General features: G+C 37.0%; 17 protein-coding genes. 15 read left to right on the top strand and 2 right to left on the bottom strand.

The genetic code is table 11. From position 1 onward, the window contains the following. Positions 1 to 12: 12 nt before the first annotated feature. On the bottom strand, positions 13 to 1,263 hold the full coding sequence (locus H9L01_RS02570; RefSeq protein WP_187534471.1) for a replication-associated recombination protein A: 1,251 nt from the start codon (positions 1,261 to 1,263) through the stop codon (positions 13 to 15). Positions 1,264 to 1,321: 58 nt separating this feature from the next. Here H9L01_RS02570 and dtd point away from each other — a divergent pair, with 58 nt between their 5' ends. The 5 genes from dtd to H9L01_RS02545 all read left to right on the top strand — a co-directional run bounded on the left by dtd (position 1,322) and on the right by H9L01_RS02545 (position 4,398). After that, entirely contained in the window at positions 1,322 to 1,777 is a 456-nt protein-coding gene (gene dtd, locus H9L01_RS02565; RefSeq protein WP_187534470.1) for a D-aminoacyl-tRNA deacylase, read from the top strand. Between the two features lie 40 nt (positions 1,778 to 1,817). Beyond that, on the top strand, positions 1,818 to 2,657 hold the full coding sequence (locus tag H9L01_RS02560; RefSeq protein ID WP_187534469.1) for a bifunctional 5,10-methylenetetrahydrofolate dehydrogenase/5,10-methenyltetrahydrofolate cyclohydrolase: 840 nt from the start codon (positions 1,818 to 1,820) through the stop codon (positions 2,655 to 2,657). 1 nt (position 2,658) lies between these two features. Continuing rightward, on the top strand, positions 2,659 to 2,859 hold the full coding sequence (locus H9L01_RS02555; protein WP_187534468.1) for a DUF951 domain-containing protein: 201 nt from the start codon (positions 2,659 to 2,661) through the stop codon (positions 2,857 to 2,859). Between the two features lie 3 nt (positions 2,860 to 2,862). Beyond that, entirely contained in the window at positions 2,863 to 3,966 is a 1,104-nt protein-coding gene (ychF, locus tag H9L01_RS02550; protein ID WP_187534467.1) for a redox-regulated ATPase YchF, read from the top strand. A 108-nt stretch (positions 3,967 to 4,074) separates the two neighbouring features. Continuing rightward, positions 4,075 to 4,398, top strand: coding sequence for a cyclic-di-AMP receptor (locus H9L01_RS02545; RefSeq protein WP_187534466.1), 324 nt, complete (start codon positions 4,075 to 4,077; stop codon positions 4,396 to 4,398). A gap of 32 nt (positions 4,399 to 4,430) precedes the next feature. On the opposite strand, the gene H9L01_RS02540 is transcribed toward H9L01_RS02545, so the two are convergent. Further along, positions 4,431 to 5,582 (bottom strand): hydroxymethylglutaryl-CoA synthase, encoded by a 1,152-nt coding sequence (locus H9L01_RS02540; RefSeq protein ID WP_187534465.1) that lies wholly within the window; start codon positions 5,580 to 5,582, stop codon positions 4,431 to 4,433. A gap of 147 nt (positions 5,583 to 5,729) precedes the next feature. Between H9L01_RS02540 and H9L01_RS02535 the strand changes: the two genes are divergently transcribed. The 10 genes from H9L01_RS02535 (at position 5,730) to H9L01_RS02490 (ending at position 15,935) form a co-directional block, all read left to right on the top strand. After that, positions 5,730 to 6,899, top strand: a complete 1,170-nt coding sequence (locus tag H9L01_RS02535) for an acetyl-CoA C-acetyltransferase (RefSeq protein WP_187534464.1) — start codon at positions 5,730 to 5,732, stop codon at positions 6,897 to 6,899. Between the two features lie 114 nt (positions 6,900 to 7,013). Further along, complete coding sequence (gene gltX / locus H9L01_RS02530) at positions 7,014 to 8,453, top strand: glutamate--tRNA ligase (RefSeq protein WP_187534463.1); 1,440 nt, start codon at positions 7,014 to 7,016, stop codon at positions 8,451 to 8,453. Beyond that, a complete protein-coding gene (locus H9L01_RS02525) occupies positions 8,443 to 9,681 on the top strand; it encodes an HD domain-containing protein (RefSeq protein ID WP_187534462.1) in 1,239 nt (412 codons plus the stop codon). The genes gltX and H9L01_RS02525 overlap by 11 nt, the downstream gene beginning before the upstream one ends. Positions 9,682 to 9,821: 140 nt before the next feature. Continuing rightward, entirely contained in the window at positions 9,822 to 11,042 is a 1,221-nt protein-coding gene (locus tag H9L01_RS02520; protein WP_187534461.1) for an aminopeptidase P family protein, read from the top strand. 114 nt (positions 11,043 to 11,156) lie between these two features. Then, positions 11,157 to 11,543, top strand: a complete 387-nt coding sequence (locus H9L01_RS11020) for a DUF1934 family protein (RefSeq protein ID WP_484489038.1) — start codon at positions 11,157 to 11,159, stop codon at positions 11,541 to 11,543. Positions 11,544 to 11,545: 2 nt separating this feature from the next. Beyond that, positions 11,546 to 11,866: a DNA-directed RNA polymerase subunit delta gene (rpoE, locus tag H9L01_RS02510; RefSeq protein ID WP_187534459.1), complete on the top strand. Its 321-nt coding sequence runs from the start codon at positions 11,546 to 11,548 to the stop codon at positions 11,864 to 11,866. Positions 11,867 to 11,973: 107 nt separating this feature from the next. After that, a complete protein-coding gene (gene pyrG / locus H9L01_RS02505; RefSeq protein WP_187534458.1) occupies positions 11,974 to 13,590 on the top strand; it encodes a CTP synthase in 1,617 nt (538 codons plus the stop codon). Between the two features lie 28 nt (positions 13,591 to 13,618). After that, a complete protein-coding gene (fba, locus tag H9L01_RS02500; protein WP_187534457.1) occupies positions 13,619 to 14,485 on the top strand; it encodes a class II fructose-1,6-bisphosphate aldolase in 867 nt (288 codons plus the stop codon). Positions 14,486 to 14,683: 198 nt separating this feature from the next. Continuing rightward, complete coding sequence (locus tag H9L01_RS02495; protein ID WP_187534456.1) at positions 14,684 to 15,433, top strand: formate/nitrite transporter family protein; 750 nt, start codon at positions 14,684 to 14,686, stop codon at positions 15,431 to 15,433. A gap of 172 nt (positions 15,434 to 15,605) precedes the next feature. Next, the gene (locus H9L01_RS02490; protein ID WP_187534455.1) at positions 15,606 to 15,935 is read left to right on the top strand and encodes a hypothetical protein; all 330 of its coding nucleotides are present in this window, start codon (positions 15,606 to 15,608) and stop codon (positions 15,933 to 15,935) included.

Below are 15,935 nucleotides of genomic sequence, written 5' to 3'. Positions count from 1 at the left end.
ACATGCATTATCTTATTTTTTCTTAAGTTGTTTTAAATTTGAAGAACGTTTTGTTTGCTTTAAGGCATCATTGTTTGCTGCATAAGTTTTCTCTGCTGAATTTAAGTTTTGTGGTTCGTAGAAACGTGTATCCTTAAGCTCATCAGGGAGGTATTGGATTTTTCGCCACAGATCAGCACGACCATAATCATACATGTCGTCCTCATCAACACCCACTGCATTAAGTCTAAGATATTTTGGAACTTGAAAAGCGGTATTTCGAATTGTAGATAATGCTGCATCAATTGAAGCTTCCCCTGATTTTGACTTGGGAGAAAGTGCACATTCAATAACCACAACACTAATTGGAAGACGGGCTTCAGGGAAACCTATTTTTCGGGCGGCTTCGAGTGCAGTAACGACGCGTGCGCATAGTGCGGGATTAGCGAGACCAATATCTTCATAGGCTGTCGCAATCAATCGTCTTTCAATAGAATCAAAATCACCAACTTGAATGAGTTTCGCGAGATAGTAAAGCGAAGCATCAACATCACTACCACGAATTGATTTTTGAAATGCAGATAACGTGTCATAATAATTGTCACTATCTTTATCCATCGTTATATTCATCGATAAAGATAATTGACCGAGATGTTCCATTGTTATGGTATCAACCATAAATGATTTTGAAGCTAAATCTAAGGCATTAAGTGCAAATCTTGCATCACCGTTTGCAGAACGTGCAATCGAAGCAATAACTTCCGGATCAATTTTGATACGATCTTCAAATGATTTTGCTGCACGAGTTAAGACTTCTTCAATGTCATCCTGAGTTAGAGGATAAAATTCAAAGAGATGAACGCGTGAACGAATAGCGGGATTGATCGAAAAATAGGGGTTTGCAGTAGTTGCACCAATCATCGTGATCAAGCCGTTTTCGATGTGAGGTAAGAGGATGTCTTGTTTATCTTTATTGAGACGATGAACTTCATCAATAATGACAATGAGGCCCCGACTCATTTCTGCTTCAATGAAAAGTTGATCAAGTTTCTTTTTGTTATCTGTGACAGCATTAAAAATACGGTAAGGTCGATTTAATGCTTCCGCAAGTGCCATCGCTGTGGTTGTTTTTCCCGTTCCAGGAGGACCGAAAAAAATCATTGATGGGAGTTCATTATTGTTGATTAAGTTTCTTAAAATCTTATCTTCACCAAGAATATGTTTTTGACCGATAATCTCATCAAGAGTAGCAGGTCTTACTTCAAAAGCTAAGGGTTTATTCATAATTATCACCTCTATTTATTGTACCATGTTTCATGTAGAATAAGAGAGAGGTGATTTCATGCAAGTTGTAATACAAAAGGTAAAAAATGCAAAAGTGACAGTCGATAATCAGATTACTGGATCTATTCAGGAAGGATTTGTTTTATTGGTAGGGCTTGAAGATGGTGATACGGTTGCGGATGTTTCTAAGGCAGCTGAGAAAATTGCGAATATGAGAATCTTTGAGGATGAGGATGGAAAGATTAATGAGAGCCTTCATCAACATGGTGGAGAAGTATTATCAATTTCCCAATTTACGTTAGCGGCAGATGTACGTAAGGGAAATAGGCCTAGTTTTACTCAGGCCATGCATCCTGATGAAGCCAGAACATTATTTTCTGTCTTCAATGAGCAGTTAGAAAAACAATCCTTGAAGGTCGAAACAGGAGTGTTTCAAGCCCATATGAATGTAGAACTTGATAATGATGGACCCGTTACCATTATCCTTAGGGTTCGTGATGGAAAGGTTCTATAAGGTATGATATTATAAAAGACGTTAGTGGGAGGAAAGAGATATGAAATTAGATGGATTCGAAGTATCAAAGATAATTAAAAATAACTTAAGAACTGAGGTAGAAATACTGAAGGGGCAAGGAAAAAGAGTGCCTTGCTTAGCGGTAGTATTAGTGGGTACAGATGCTGCATCTCAGACTTACGTAAATTCTAAGGTTAAGCAATGCGAACGTGTTGGCTTTGAATCTCAGGCGTATCTTCTTCCGGAAGATACAAGTCTAGAAACTTTATTATCATTAATCTCTGATTTGAATCAAGATGACCGTGTTGATGGTATTCTTGTTCAATTACCCCTTCCAAAACATCTCGATGAAGATATCGTCATTAATGCGCTAAGTCCTGATAAAGATGTGGATGGTCTCCACCCTGAAAATGTGGGATTGTTGGCACTGGATCAAGCACGATTCATACCCTGTACTCCTAAAGGAATCATGACATTATTAAATGAGTATAATATTGATTTGTCAGGGAAAAGAGCACTTGTTATTGGAAGAAGTCGACTTGTCGGAAAACCGGTAGCGTCGCTTCTTATGAAAGAAAATGCAACGGTTACTATTGCGCATTCAAAAACTACAAATCTTGAATCATTGATAGCAGAAAATGATATAATAGTCGTGGCAATAGGGAAAGCACAGTTCATAGAGGCGTCTATGATTCATGGTAACCATGTTCTCATTGATGTTGGAATTCATCGTATCGATGGTAAAATTGTGGGTGATGTTCAGCCAGAAGCTTATGAGAAAGCTGCTTATGCGACACCTGTTCCAAAAGGTGTGGGTCCAATGACCATCGCAAGTTTACTTGAAAATACAATGGTTGCCTATAAATTAAAGGGAGAATAGTATGGACAACAAGGACTTCAATCTTGGTGATATTGTACAAATGAAAAAAGATCACCCTTGTAAAAAATCACAGTATTTTAAGATTGTTCGTATGGGTGCTGATATTAAAATAAAGTGTGAAGGATGTGGCGCAGTCATCATGATGCCACGTCATGAGTTCGCTAAGAAACTAAAAAAAATAATTGAAAGAAGTGAGGATTAATCTATGGCATTAACAGCTGGAATTGTTGGTTTACCAAATGTTGGGAAATCAACGTTATTTAACGCAATTACGAAATCACAGGTAGAAGCTGCAAACTATCCGTTTGCAACTATCGAACCTAATGTAGGTGTCGTAAAAGTAAACGATCCACGTCTCGATACGATTCGTGAATTTATTGAATCAAAGAAAATTATCCCAACTACATTTGAATTTACAGATATTGCGGGACTTGTAAAAGGAGCTTCAAAAGGAGAAGGATTAGGAAACCAATTCTTGTCTAACATTCGTGAAGTTGATGCGATTGCTCATGTTGTTCGCTGTTTTGCAAATAGTGATATTGTTCATGAACACGGTATTGTTGGTGATCCGATTTCTGATATTGAAATTATTGAGATTGAATTGATGCTTGCAGATTTACAATCTGTCGATAACCGTCTTAATAAAGTAGGACGTAAAGCTAAATCAAACGATAAAGAAGCAATGATGGAACTTTCAATTCTTAATCGTGCAAAAGAGTTATTAGAAAATAACAAACCTTTAAGTGAATTGTCACTCACTGATGAAGAAATGAAAGTAGTAAGAACATTCCACTTCTTAACAATTAAACCGGTTATTTATGTTGCGAACGTTGACGAAGACAGCCTTATGGATGTTGAAAGCAATGATATGTATCAACAAGTGAAAAAATATGCAGCCGATCGTGGTGCACGTGTTATTGCTGTATGTGCAAAAGTAGAAGAGGATTTATCAAGTCTTGAAGATGAAGAACGTGATATGTTCCTCCAAGATTTAGGGGTATCGGAAAGTGGTTTGGATGTTCTCGTTCGTAACTGCTATGATATCTTAAAACTTCGTACATTCTTTACTGCAGGTCCTCAAGAAATTCGTGCGTGGACCTTTACTGAAGGAATGAAAGCACCACAATGTGCTGGAGTTATCCACACTGACTTTGAAAAAGGATTTATTCGTTCTGAAACTTACAATGTTGAAGATCTTGCTGAGTTCCACAGTGAACAAGCAATTAAAGAAGCTGGAAAAATGCGTTCCGAAGGTAAAGAATACGTTATGAAGGATGGCGACATCGTTCACTTTAGATTTAATAACTAAACCTCACTCAGTGAGGTTTTTTACTTAGGAATTTATTTACACGAAGACTGTATTTTATAAAATACAGATTATGTTATAATATTAACTAGAGATAGAGGAGGTATTCCCATGAAATTAGTATTAGCAATCGTATCTAATGATGATAGTTCAGTTGTATCATCATCATTAAATAAAGAAAACTTCCAAGTAACGCGTCTAGCAACAACAGGTGGGTTCTTAAGAGCAGGAAACACAACTTTAATTATTGGTGTTGAAGATGACCGTGTTGACGCATGTTTAGAAGTAATCGGAAATGAATGTAAAAAACGTACTGAAGTGGTTCCTTCGACAGCTTCTTACGATATTGGACGTTATGCATCGTTCCCAGTCGAAGTTCAAGTTGGTGGTGCTACAGTATTTATCTTAGATGTCGCACAATTCCATAAACTATAAAAAATGACCTTATAATTTAAGGTCATTTTTTACTATTTGTTAGTTTTATAAATGCGGGCATTATTTTTAATTTCAGCCATGTAGAATACAGATTGCTCGTGAGTCGTGTCGAAGATTTGGTGTGAACCATTTTCGACAGTTTTTGCATTGTACATACGTTCGTATTCTTTGATTGAAAGTTCTTGGCGTTTGTTTAGAACGAGCTCGTGGTTAATGAGTGCTTCTTTATAATCAGGTTGTAAGATGCCGGAGAAGAATTCTCCTACAGCGCCTGAACCGTAGCTGAATAAACCAATGCGTTCCCTTGGCTTCATTGTTCCTTTTTCTAAAAGGGAAAGAAGACTTAGGTAAAGCGATCCGGTATAGATGTTACCCACTTGTCGATTGTAAAGTGTGCTATCTGTATAATTTATATATAAGTCAGGACGTTCTTCTTTATCGACAATGCTTCTGAGTGCTTTTAATCCCATTTTTGTATAGGGAATGTGGAAACACAATGCGTTGAAATCAGCAAGTGACATCTCATTTTTTTCGAAATGACGGTTGATAACTGTTTCGAAGAATCTTTGATATTGTTCGTTTGAATATTTACCGTCAACAAGTGCGACATCGCTATAGTTTGGTCTCCAGAAATCTAAAATATCATCTGTGAAGTAGGTGGCGTTGGTTTCGAGTTGAAGAATACGAGGTTCTTCAGATATTAACATCGCTACAGCGCCAGCTCCTTGAGTTGGTTCTCCGGATGTATTAAGTCCATAGCGGGAAGTGTCACTCGCAATCACGAGTGCTTTACTGCCCGGTGTCATTGCGATGTGAGCTTGTGCAAAGGCAATTGCTGCAGTTGCGGAGTAGCAGGCTTGTTTCATTTCAATGCAGCGTGCGAAGGCGTTGATTCCTAGCAAGCTATGAATAGAAGTTGCACCTGACTTTGAAAAATCTAATCCAGTTTCGGTAGCTAGGATAACAAGATCAATGGCCTCTTTATCGCTATCGTTTAATATTGTATTGGCAGCATTTGCTCCCATTGTAATGGTATCTTGAGTTATGGGTTTCACAGCCATAAGGTCTTGGCCTAAACCGTATGTGAACTTATCAGGGTCAATGTTACGAGCCACTGCAAGTTTTCGCATATCAATAAAATATTCAGGGGAATAAAATCCGATTTTATCGATTCCTATGTTCATGATATGTCTCCTTCATATATTTCTCCCTTATTATAATGGGTTACACATTATTAAGCAAAGGAAAAACAGGGTGACAACAATTCCACATAAAGATTTCGTGTATTTTGTGTTAATAATCGGTATAATTGGAGTCTAAGAGGTGATGAAATGAGAGATGTTGTAATTGTAGGCGCATGCCGAAGTGCCATAGGTAAATTTGGAGGCAGTCTTTCTGCTACACCGGCTGTGAAGTTAGGATCTGCAGTTATTGAATCTGCAGTAAAGCGTTCAGGTTTATCGGTTGAAGATGTTGATTATGTTATCATGGGAAATGTTCTTCAAGCCAACTTAGGGCAAAACCCTGCGCGTCAAGCATCGATTGGTGCTGGGATTGGCGTAGATGTTCCTGCTTTCACCGTCAATGAAGTATGTGGTTCAGGACTTAAGGCAGTTCATCTAGGGATGCAATCAATTATGCTTGGTGAAAATGATACGGTTGTTGTTGGTGGCTTTGAAAATATGTCGATGGCACCACAATACCTTGAGAATGCTCGATTTGGTACTAAATTAAGACTCCTGGAAACACAAGATGCAATTTTTAAAGATGGCCTCATTGATGCATTTTCAAATGATTTAATGGGAATCACCGCAGAAAATATTGCGAAAAAATATAATGTTAGCCGTGAACGTCAAGATGCATTCGCACTCGATTCTCAACTTAAAGCATCACGTGCTATCAAAGAAGGAAAATTTAAAGAAGAAATTGTACCCATACCTGTGAAAGACGGTCTGTTTGAGGAAGACGAGTTTGTACGTCATAATAGTACAATCGAAGGACTTGAACGTTTGAAACCCTCTTTTATAAAAGAGGGTACGGTCACTGCAGGGAATGCATCAGGAATTAATGATGGTTCTGCTGCTTTAGTCTTGATGTCTCGTGAGAAAGCAGAAGCTATGAATCTTCCCATCCTCGCAACCATTGAAGGTTATACAGAGATTGGTATGGATCCAAGCTTAATGGGATACTCACCTTACTACGCCATAAAAAAATTACTATCTAAACAAAGTATCACTCATGATAGTGTCGATCGTTATGAAATCAATGAAGCCTTCGCATCACAATCGGTAGCCGTTCTTGATGATCTTGAACTTGATTTAACGAAGGTTAATGTCAATGGTGGTGCCATTGCATTGGGTCATCCAATTGGATCTTCGGGAGCTCGTATCTTGGTAAGTCTTATTCATGAATTAAGAAGAGAAGAACTTTCGACTGGCATCGCATCACTTTGTATTGGTGGTGGGCTGGGAATGGCAATGCTTATCAAAACAGAATTTTAAGATGTCATAAGAAAGAACTTAAGGTTCTTTCTTTTTAGTTTTGAGTATGAATATCCATTTAAACACTTGACAAAGCGTGATATAATGGAAAGGCATTTAGAGAGAGGTATTAAAATGAAAAAAGTTAGAGTTCGTTATGCACCAAGTCCAACAGGATTTTTACACATTGGAAACGCTCGAACCGCATTGTTTGATTATTTAATCGCAAAACATTACGGTGGTGATTTTGTATTGCGTATTGAGGATACAGATATTGAGCGTAACGTTGAGGGTGGCGAGGAATCACAACTTTATTACTTAAATTGGTTAGGAATTATTCCTGACGAATCTCCAGACAAACCTAATGAAGCATATGCTCCATACAGACAAATGGAGAGACTCGATATTTATAATAAGTATGTTGAGAAACTTTTAGAGAGCGGTGATGCATACAAGTGTTACTGTACTCCTGAAGAATTAGAAGAAGATTACAATCGTCAAAAAGAAGCAGGGTATGCTTCAACACGTTATAACCAAAAATGTCTACATCTAAGCCATGATGAAAAATGTAAGTATGAAGAAGAAGGTCGCGCTTATTCAGTGAGACTTCGTGTACCTGAAAATAAAGTATATACATTCGATGATATGGTACGTGGTACGATTACTTTTGAATCTAAAGACATCGGTGATTGGGTTATCGTAAAATCAAATGGTATTCCTACTTATAACTTTGCAGTTGTTATTGATGATCACCTCATGGAAATTAGCCATGTGTTTAGAGGTGAAGAACATATTTCTAATACTCCAAAACAAATGATGTTATTTGAAATGTTTGGTTGGGATATTCCTAAGTTTGGACATATGACTTTGATTGTGAACGAAAACGGTAAGAAATTATCAAAACGAGATAATTCAATCATGCAATACATCAGTCAATACAAAGACCAAGGTTATCTACCAGAAGCGATGTTTAATTTCATGACTCTTCTAGGTTGGTCACCTAAAGGGGAACAAGAATTATTTACTAAGGAAGAATTAATCGCAGAATTTGATGAAACACGTTTATCAAAAGCGCCATCAATGTTTGATGTTACCAAATTAACATGGATGAATCACCAATACTTAAAGGCTAAAGAAGATTCAGAATGGTTAGACTTTGTACGTCCATTTGTGGAAGAAGCTTACGATCTTTCAACACGTGATAATGAGTGGGTTGAAATGTGTATGCTTTTATATAAAGAACAACTTCAATACGGTGCTGAAATTGTGGAATTAGTAAAACCATTCTTTGAAGAGCCAGAACTTACTGATGCTGAAAGAGAAGTCCTTGAATGGGAAACTACACCTGTTGTTGCGAAAGCATTCCTATCATGCTTACCAACCGAATGGACTGTGGAAAATCTAAAAGAAGCATTTAATGAAGCTAAGAAATTATCTGAACTAAAAGGAAAACCTTTATTTATGGGTCTTCGTGTTTCCGCAACATATCAAACTCATGGACCAGATTTAATGAGTGCTTTATATTTAACTGGTTATGAAACTGTAAAACAAAGACTTGAAGATTATGTCAAATAATTTTAAAAAATGTCATGAATTAAAAGTAATGCGTGATCCGGTTCATGGATACATTAATGTTGAGTACCAAATTATTTGGGATCTCATTAATGCTCCTGAATTTCAACGCTTACGAAGAATTCATCAACTGGGAGGAACGTATCAGGTCTACCATGGTGCTGAGCATTCTCGCTTTTCACACTCTGTAGGTGTGTACGAGTTGGTTCGAAACATCATTGAAAAAGTTGCTGGATTGAAAGATGTGCTTTCTGAGTTTGAAGTTGTAGCACTCCTTTGTGCTGGACTCCTTCATGATGTTGGGCATGGGCCATTTTCTCATGCATTTGAAGCAGTTACCTCTGTAAATCACGAAGAGTTTACAGATCGTATCATTCTTGAAGATACTCATATTAATAAAATATTGAGAGAAACTTCGGAAGACTTACCGCAGCTTGTTGCTGACATAATTGCGCACAGAGCCGAAAGAAAACTTCTGACCCAAATTATTTCAAGTCAATTGGATGCGGACCGTATGGATTACCTTCTAAGAGACTCTTACTTTACTGGTGTAAGCTATGGAGAGTTTGATCTCAATCGAATTATTCGTACGTTAAAAGTAGTGGATGATCGAATTGTAGTGAAAGAAAGTGGAATTCATGCTGTAGAAGATTACATCATGGCTCGCTATCAAATGTACTGGCAAGTGTATCTTCACCCTACGTCACGAAGTTTTGAAATGATATTGCTTGCGTTATTTAAACGAATGAGAGATTTAACGTTAGAAGATCGTAATGCTATGGATTCGATTTCATTCATTAAACCCTTTGTGAGCAAGGGAGATATCAGTTTAAAGGCTCATTACCAGTTGGATGAATCAACATGTCTTAGTGGGTTTATGACTTTGACAGAGTGTGATGATCCTATCTTGCGTGATTTATCGTCACGACTCTTGAATAGAGACCTCTTTAAATACCAAGATGTTTTGGATAATGATCAAATGGAATCGATTGTGGCGTCCGTACGTAATCTCGGATATGACCCTGAGTATTATGTTATTCAAGACTATACAACACAAATCCTCTACATGCCTTATGAAGAAGGTGTGGATAGTGGAATTTGGGTGCAAATGAAAGATGGTTCGCTTGTTGAGTTATCGAAAGCATCATCAATCGTCCATGGTTTTGCAACTGGAAATATGAAAGAAGATAGTAAAGTATTCTTCCCTGATAAAGTTAGAACTGAAATATAATTAAGTTATAGACATTCTCTAAATTGAGAGTGTCTTTTTTGCGCTATCCCAAGCTAAATTAATTAAAATTGTAAGAGTATATTTTGGGTTGCTATCTTAGAGGTGTTGAGGGATAATAAGTACACCTAGGAGGACACGATATGAATAAAGAAACTTTAATTACAATTAGAAAAAATATTATGAACGAGTTACCAGACAATACAGTGACCTTTCTATTCAGTGGATTGCCTGTAAGAAAATCAGCAGATGCTGAATATCCATTCTTTGCAAACCGTAACTTTTTTTATGGAACCCATATAGAAGAACCGGGAGCAATCCTTGTTTTTGACAAACCAAATCAAAAAGAAATTCTCTTCTTGAGAGATATTGATGCATTTAAAGAAAAATGGATTGGCCATTACATGCGTGATACAGAAGCTTTTGAACGCTGTGGTGTCGAAGACATTCGTTACTTCTCGGCATTTGATGATTATGTAGGAGAAGTCATTAAAGCTGGTTATAAGATCGGTGTTGATATGGATCATGACACGATTGCTGATGAGTATTATGGATCAGGGTTGATGTTCTCGGAAGAATTCGATGAAGATTTTGTAACGGATATTTTTGAAAATATTGTGAAGTGTCGTATGGTTAAACTTCCAGAAGAAGTTGAGGCAATTAAAGCTGCAGCGGAAGTTACTAATACAGCAATTATGAGTATGATTGAAGAAATGAAACCGGGAAATAATGAAAATGATATGGCTGCTCGTTTCTTATATGAAGGGAATCGTGCACACGGAGACCTTATGTTTGATACGATTGTTGCATCTGGAAAGAATGCTACAACATTGCACTACATCTCAAATGATCAACCTTTAAATGATGGTGAGCTTGTCTTATTAGATTTAGGAATCCGTGTTAATGGATATGGTGCAGATATTTCGCGTACATTCCCAATCAATGGTAAATATACACAACGACAAAGAGACGTTTACCAAGAGGTCCTAAATTGTTTCCATGCTATTAATGAAGCAATTAAACCAGGAGTAAGTATTTTAGATCTTAACGAATTATCTAAAGAATTGTTAGGTAAGTCTTGTATTAAGCTTGGTTTGATAGATTCTGTCGAAGAGGTGGGTCAATACTACTATCACAGCATTGGACACTCATTAGGTCTTGATACTCATGATGTGTGGTTAGATCGAGCTACACCACTGGTCGTGGGAAATGTTATTACCAACGAACCAGGGCTTTATATTGCGGAAGAGAGCATCGGAATTCGTATTGAAACTGATGTAGTTGTAACTGAAAATGGTTGCGTAGATTTAGCGCCTCAAATCATTCGTGAAGTCGATGCAATTGAAAAAACTATGTTAAAGTAATGTGAACATTTAATGAAAGTATGCGCTATTTTGCATACTTTTGTTATTTATGTTGTAAAGCTATTGACAATCCTTGTATCTTGAATATAATTCAGTGGTAAATATGTTAGGAGGATCTACATTAAGACTAAAATTAATATACGACAAAAGGCTCAAGATAGTCAGCATGAGTACAATCAATTAAACGCACAAATTGATGATTATGGTGATTATAAAAGAATTGTTTATTTCGAGCCGGATGGAGCGATAGTAATCTTAAATGTTACGCGTAGTGAAGTATCAATGAAGCGGGAAGATTCCTGGATAACACTGGGATCATTTCATCAAACTGAAACGACAGAATTGAGCATCACAAACGAGCATGGTGTGGTAGCATTTAATATTAAAGTAGAATCTATGAAGATTGAATCTAATTTTATTTATATAAGGTATCATTTAAAGCAAAACGATGAAATCATCGATATTCTAGTCTTTGAATGTTGGTGGGAACCGGAGGTATAAATATGTCATCAAAATCACTAACTGATATTGCGTTTGAACGCTTAACGAAAAAGAAAAAAGAAATACCGTTTCAAAAGCTTTGGCAAGAAGTTTCTGTAGAGGCAAATTTTCCTGAAGCAGTCGCTAAAAGAAAAGTAGCATCATTCTATAATGCACTTATGATGGATTCCCGATTTATCTCTCTTGAAAGCAACACATGGGATTTACGTGAACGTCATTCACTTGAAAGTTTACAAATCGATCCTGATTTGCTCGATAGTTATGATGATTACGACGAGGACTATGACGATTACGAAGAAGAAGTTGCAACAGATGACGAATAAATCGCTAAAGCGGTTGAAGTCAAATATTAAGTTTGCTAAAATATAAAAGGGCAATAAGCTTCCATTTGATGGGAGCTTTTATTTTGTATTAAGAAGGAGCGGTAGGCATGACGAAGTATATTTTTGTAACAGGTGGGGTTGTTTCAGGTATTGGTAAGGGGATTGTGGCATCGTCAATAGGACGACTTATGAAAAATCGTGGATTAAAGGTTTATATGCAAAAATTTGATCCATATATTAATGTTGATCCAGGGACTATGTCTCCATTTCAACACGGAGAAGTATTCGTAACAAAAGACGGTCATGAAGCCGACTTGGACTTAGGTCATTACGAACGTTTTATTGACGAAGAACTGACAAGAAATGCAAGTATTACAACGGGTCGTGTATACCAAAGTGTTATTAATAAAGAACGTAAAGGTGCATACCTTGGTGCTACTGTACAAGTTATTCCACACATCACAGATGAAATTAAGAATAAAGTCTATGATGTTGCTGAAGAATCAGGAGCGGATGTTGTTATTACTGAAATCGGTGGTACGGTAGGGGATATTGAATCGTTGCCATTTTTAGAAGCTATTCGTCAAGTTCATGCTGAAAATCGTACTGAAGATGTTGTTTTCGTCCACACGACACTTATCCCACAAGTGCCTGCAAGTGGTGAATTCAAAACAAAGCCTACGCAACATAGTTTTAAAGAGCTTATGTCACACGGAATTAAAGCAAACATAATCGTAACCCGTTGTGATGAGCCGTTAACTGATGACATGAAGAAAAAAATTGCGCTTTTCTGTGATGTTAATGAATCAGCAATTATTGAATCTCGTAATGTGGAGAACCTCTATGAATTGCCATTAGCATTCCAAAAACAAGGACTTGATGATTATATTCTTCATAAATTTGGATTGGGAGATATTGCTCCTGCAGATATGACAGAATGGAAAGCAATGATTGATAGTGCAAACAATCTTACGAAGAAAGTAAATGTTGCACTTGTTGGTAAATATGTTGAACTTCATGATGCTTATTTATCGGTTGCTGAAGCATTACTTCATGCTGGATATGCACTGGGTGCTGAAGTTGAAATTGATTGGATTGATTCCGCTACATTAACACCAGAAAATGTTAAAGATATTCTTGGTGGTCATGATGGAATATTGGTTCCTGGTGGATTTGGTTCACGTGGTGTTGAAGGTAAGATTCTTGCTTCACAATTTGCACGCGAAAATAACATTCCTTACTTTGGAATTTGTTTAGGGATGCAAGTGGCAATGATTGAATTTGCACGTAACGTTTGTGGCATGGATAATGCTCACTCAACAGAACTTGATGCAAACACTTCATATCCTGTAATTGACATTATGGAAGACCAAGTTCACCAAACAAATGTTGGTGGAACATTAAGACTTGGTAACTATCCATGTGAGCTAAAAGCAGATAGTTTAGCTCGCGAACTTTATAATGAAGATGTGATCTTTGAACGTCACCGTCATCGTTATGAATTTAATAATAAATATCGTCAACTTTTTGAAGAAAAAGGTGTGACTTTTAGTGGTCTAAGTCCTGATGGTGAATTAGTGGAAATTATCGAGTTAAAAGATCATGATTTCTACATTGCAAGTCAATATCACCCAGAGTTTAAATCAAGACCAAACCGTTCTCATCCGTTATTTCATGGATTTGTGAATGCGGCTTTGCTTTTTTCAGAAAAAAGAGTAAAATAGATTGTAGATATTAGGAGGAAAATATTTTATGGCATTAGTTTCAGCAAAAGAAATTTTGGAAAATGCACGTGACGGCCACTACGCTGTTCCTGCAATTAACATTAACAACTTAGAGTGGACAAAAGCAGTCCTTTCAACAGCACAAGAAATGAACTCACCAATCTTGGTAGCAGTATCAGAAGGTGCTGGTAAATATATGACAGGTTACAAAACAATCGTTAAGATGGTTGAAGGAATGATGGAAGAACTAAACATCACAGTTCCTGTAGCATTACACTTAGACCACGGTAGCTTCGAAGGAGCTAAAAAAGCTCTTGCAGCTGGATTTACATCAGTTATGTATGATGGATCACACTTACCATTAGACCAAAACTTAGCAGAAACACGTGAAATTGTTTCAATCGCTCATGCACAAGGTGCATCAGTTGAAGCTGAAGTTGGATCAATCGGTGGAGAAGAAGACGGAATCATCGGTACAGGTGAATTAGCTGACCCAGCAGAATGTAAAATGATGGTTGATACAGGTATCGACTTCTTAGCAGCTGGTATCGGTAACATCCACGGTAAATATCCAGAAAACTGGGCTGGACTAAGCTTCGAAACTCTTGATGCAATCAAGAAAGCAACAGGAAACATTCCATTAGTATTACACGGTGGATCAGGAATTCCTACAGACCAAACACAAAAAGCAGTTGATTTAGGAGTAGCTAAAATCAACGTTAACACAGAATTACAATTAGCATTTGCTGCAGCAACACGTAAATTTATCGAAGAAGGTAAAGATTTAGAAGGTAAAAACTACGATCCTCGTAAACTTTTAGCTCCTGGATACCAAGCAATGTGCGATACAGTTAAAGAAAAAATTACTGTATTCGGTTCAGCAAACAAAGCTTAATTAGATTAAAGTGATGAAGACTTGCTTGAATTATCAAGTGAGTCTTTTTTTGTGCAAAAAAATGAACTTCCTACAAACTTTGCTGTTTGATGCGTCATAATTGGCGAAACAATCTAAAATTTTCACAAAGTTACGGTTAACTGGTTGTTTCAAGTACCTATAATTTGTAGAATAACACAGAGTGGTATGGAGGAACGTATGAATTCTTTGGATGAAACTGTCTCGCTAGTCAGTGAGTTGGGTGTTAAGAAAGTTAATAAAAGTCTCAAAGCACAGATTGTATTAGGCTTTATTGCAGGAGCAATGATATCTCTTGGATATATGGCGTATATAAAATGTGTAGCTACCATTGATGGTGGTTTAGGAAATGTGTTGGGGGCATCGATATTTCCGATTGGACTTCTTGTAATTCTATTAGCTGGTGGGGAACTGATTACTGGTAATATGACCGTTATCGGAACAGCCTATTGGAATAAAAAAGTAACACTATCACAACTTGCTAAAAACTGGTTGGTAATTACTCTAGCAAATATAGCGGGAGCCTTATTTGTAGCCTTGATTGTTGGAACGTATTTAGGAACACTTTCCTCTTATCAGGATGTTATTAATAATTTGGCTCAATCGAAAGCACACTATGACCCGCTTCGTACATTTGTATCGGGTATTATCTGTAACTGGTTTGTTGGGTTGGGGGTTTGGTTAAACATTGTGATGAAAGATGGTGCAGGCAAAATAATGGGAATTTGGTTCCCGGTTATGGTCTTTGTACTGTTAGGTTTTCAACATAGTGTTGCGAATGTATTTCTCATGGGAATTTCGATGTCATATGGTGGCGTCACAATCTCGCAATTTTTGAGTAATTTTGTCTTTTCCTATCTTGGTAACATTGTAGGAGGTGCTGTATTTGTTGGCCTCTTCTACGTTATGGCAAATACTCATAAAAAGTAAGGACTTCATTTTGAAGTCTTTTTTTTACCGTTTAATAAGTGATTTTATCCATTAGCGACAAAAGAAAACAATGAAAAAATAGTATGATAAAATAATTTTACTTAGGATTATCCAAGTCTTCTAAGTAATTCGAATTACAAGCTTGTTGTGATTCGAAAGGGGGGAATAGAATATGGAACTTGTATTACCTGAAAAGTATGATGATCTCGGGTTGATGATGTCATATGATATTCAAGGTGGAAACTATGAACATCGTAAAGAGCATTGGTGGGGCGTTGTTGTAACTTACAACAATCAACAAACAAAAGATTTAATCAAAGACTACGCATCTCTGCAACGTAACTTAGGCGTGTTAGGTCTTGCACCATTTATCAAGATAGCAACCGTACCATTAAATTGGTACTACAACCGATTGTCTGCAGAAGTGTCCAATAAAAATAATGGTCGAGGCGTTATCATTCAGTATAACTTTAACTTAACCTATAAAGTGACGGCACGATAG

This window comes from Erysipelothrix inopinata (assembly GCF_014396165.1).
Lineage (GTDB): Bacteria > Bacillota_I > Bacilli_A > Erysipelotrichales > Erysipelotrichaceae > Erysipelothrix > Erysipelothrix inopinata.
The sequence above is the reverse complement of the archived record's forward strand: the minus strand, read 5'-3'. Positions and strand labels throughout refer to the sequence as shown.

Bases quoted from the DNA above. Each gene is read 5' to 3' on its own strand.
- H9L01_RS02495 (WP_187534456.1), top strand. From the start codon at position 14,684: ATGAATTCTTTGGATGAAACTGTCTCGCTAGTCAGTGAGTTGGGTGTT.
- dtd (WP_187534470.1), top strand. From the start codon at position 1,322: ATGCAAGTTGTAATACAAAAGGTAAAAAATGCAAAAGTGACAGTCGAT.
- gltX (WP_187534463.1), top strand. From the start codon at position 7,014: ATGAAAAAAGTTAGAGTTCGTTATGCACCAAGTCCAACAGGATTTTTA.
- H9L01_RS02540 (WP_187534465.1), bottom strand. From the start codon at position 5,582: ATGAACATAGGAATCGATAAAATCGGATTTTATTCCCCTGAATATTTT.
- H9L01_RS02520 (WP_187534461.1), top strand. From the start codon at position 9,822: ATGAATAAAGAAACTTTAATTACAATTAGAAAAAATATTATGAACGAG.
- H9L01_RS02545 (WP_187534466.1), top strand. From the start codon at position 4,075: ATGAAATTAGTATTAGCAATCGTATCTAATGATGATAGTTCAGTTGTA.
- H9L01_RS02560 (WP_187534469.1), top strand. From the start codon at position 1,818: ATGAAATTAGATGGATTCGAAGTATCAAAGATAATTAAAAATAACTTA.
- H9L01_RS02525 (WP_187534462.1), top strand. From the start codon at position 8,443: ATGTCAAATAATTTTAAAAAATGTCATGAATTAAAAGTAATGCGTGAT.
- H9L01_RS02490 (WP_187534455.1), top strand. From the start codon at position 15,606: ATGGAACTTGTATTACCTGAAAAGTATGATGATCTCGGGTTGATGATG.
- ychF (WP_187534467.1), top strand. From the start codon at position 2,863: ATGGCATTAACAGCTGGAATTGTTGGTTTACCAAATGTTGGGAAATCA.
- fba (WP_187534457.1), top strand. From the start codon at position 13,619: ATGGCATTAGTTTCAGCAAAAGAAATTTTGGAAAATGCACGTGACGGC.
- rpoE (WP_187534459.1), top strand. From the start codon at position 11,546: ATGTCATCAAAATCACTAACTGATATTGCGTTTGAACGCTTAACGAAA.
- pyrG (WP_187534458.1), top strand. From the start codon at position 11,974: ATGACGAAGTATATTTTTGTAACAGGTGGGGTTGTTTCAGGTATTGGT.
- H9L01_RS02570 (WP_187534471.1), bottom strand. From the start codon at position 1,263: ATGAATAAACCCTTAGCTTTTGAAGTAAGACCTGCTACTCTTGATGAG.
- H9L01_RS02535 (WP_187534464.1), top strand. From the start codon at position 5,730: ATGAGAGATGTTGTAATTGTAGGCGCATGCCGAAGTGCCATAGGTAAA.
- H9L01_RS02555 (WP_187534468.1), top strand. From the start codon at position 2,659: ATGGACAACAAGGACTTCAATCTTGGTGATATTGTACAAATGAAAAAA.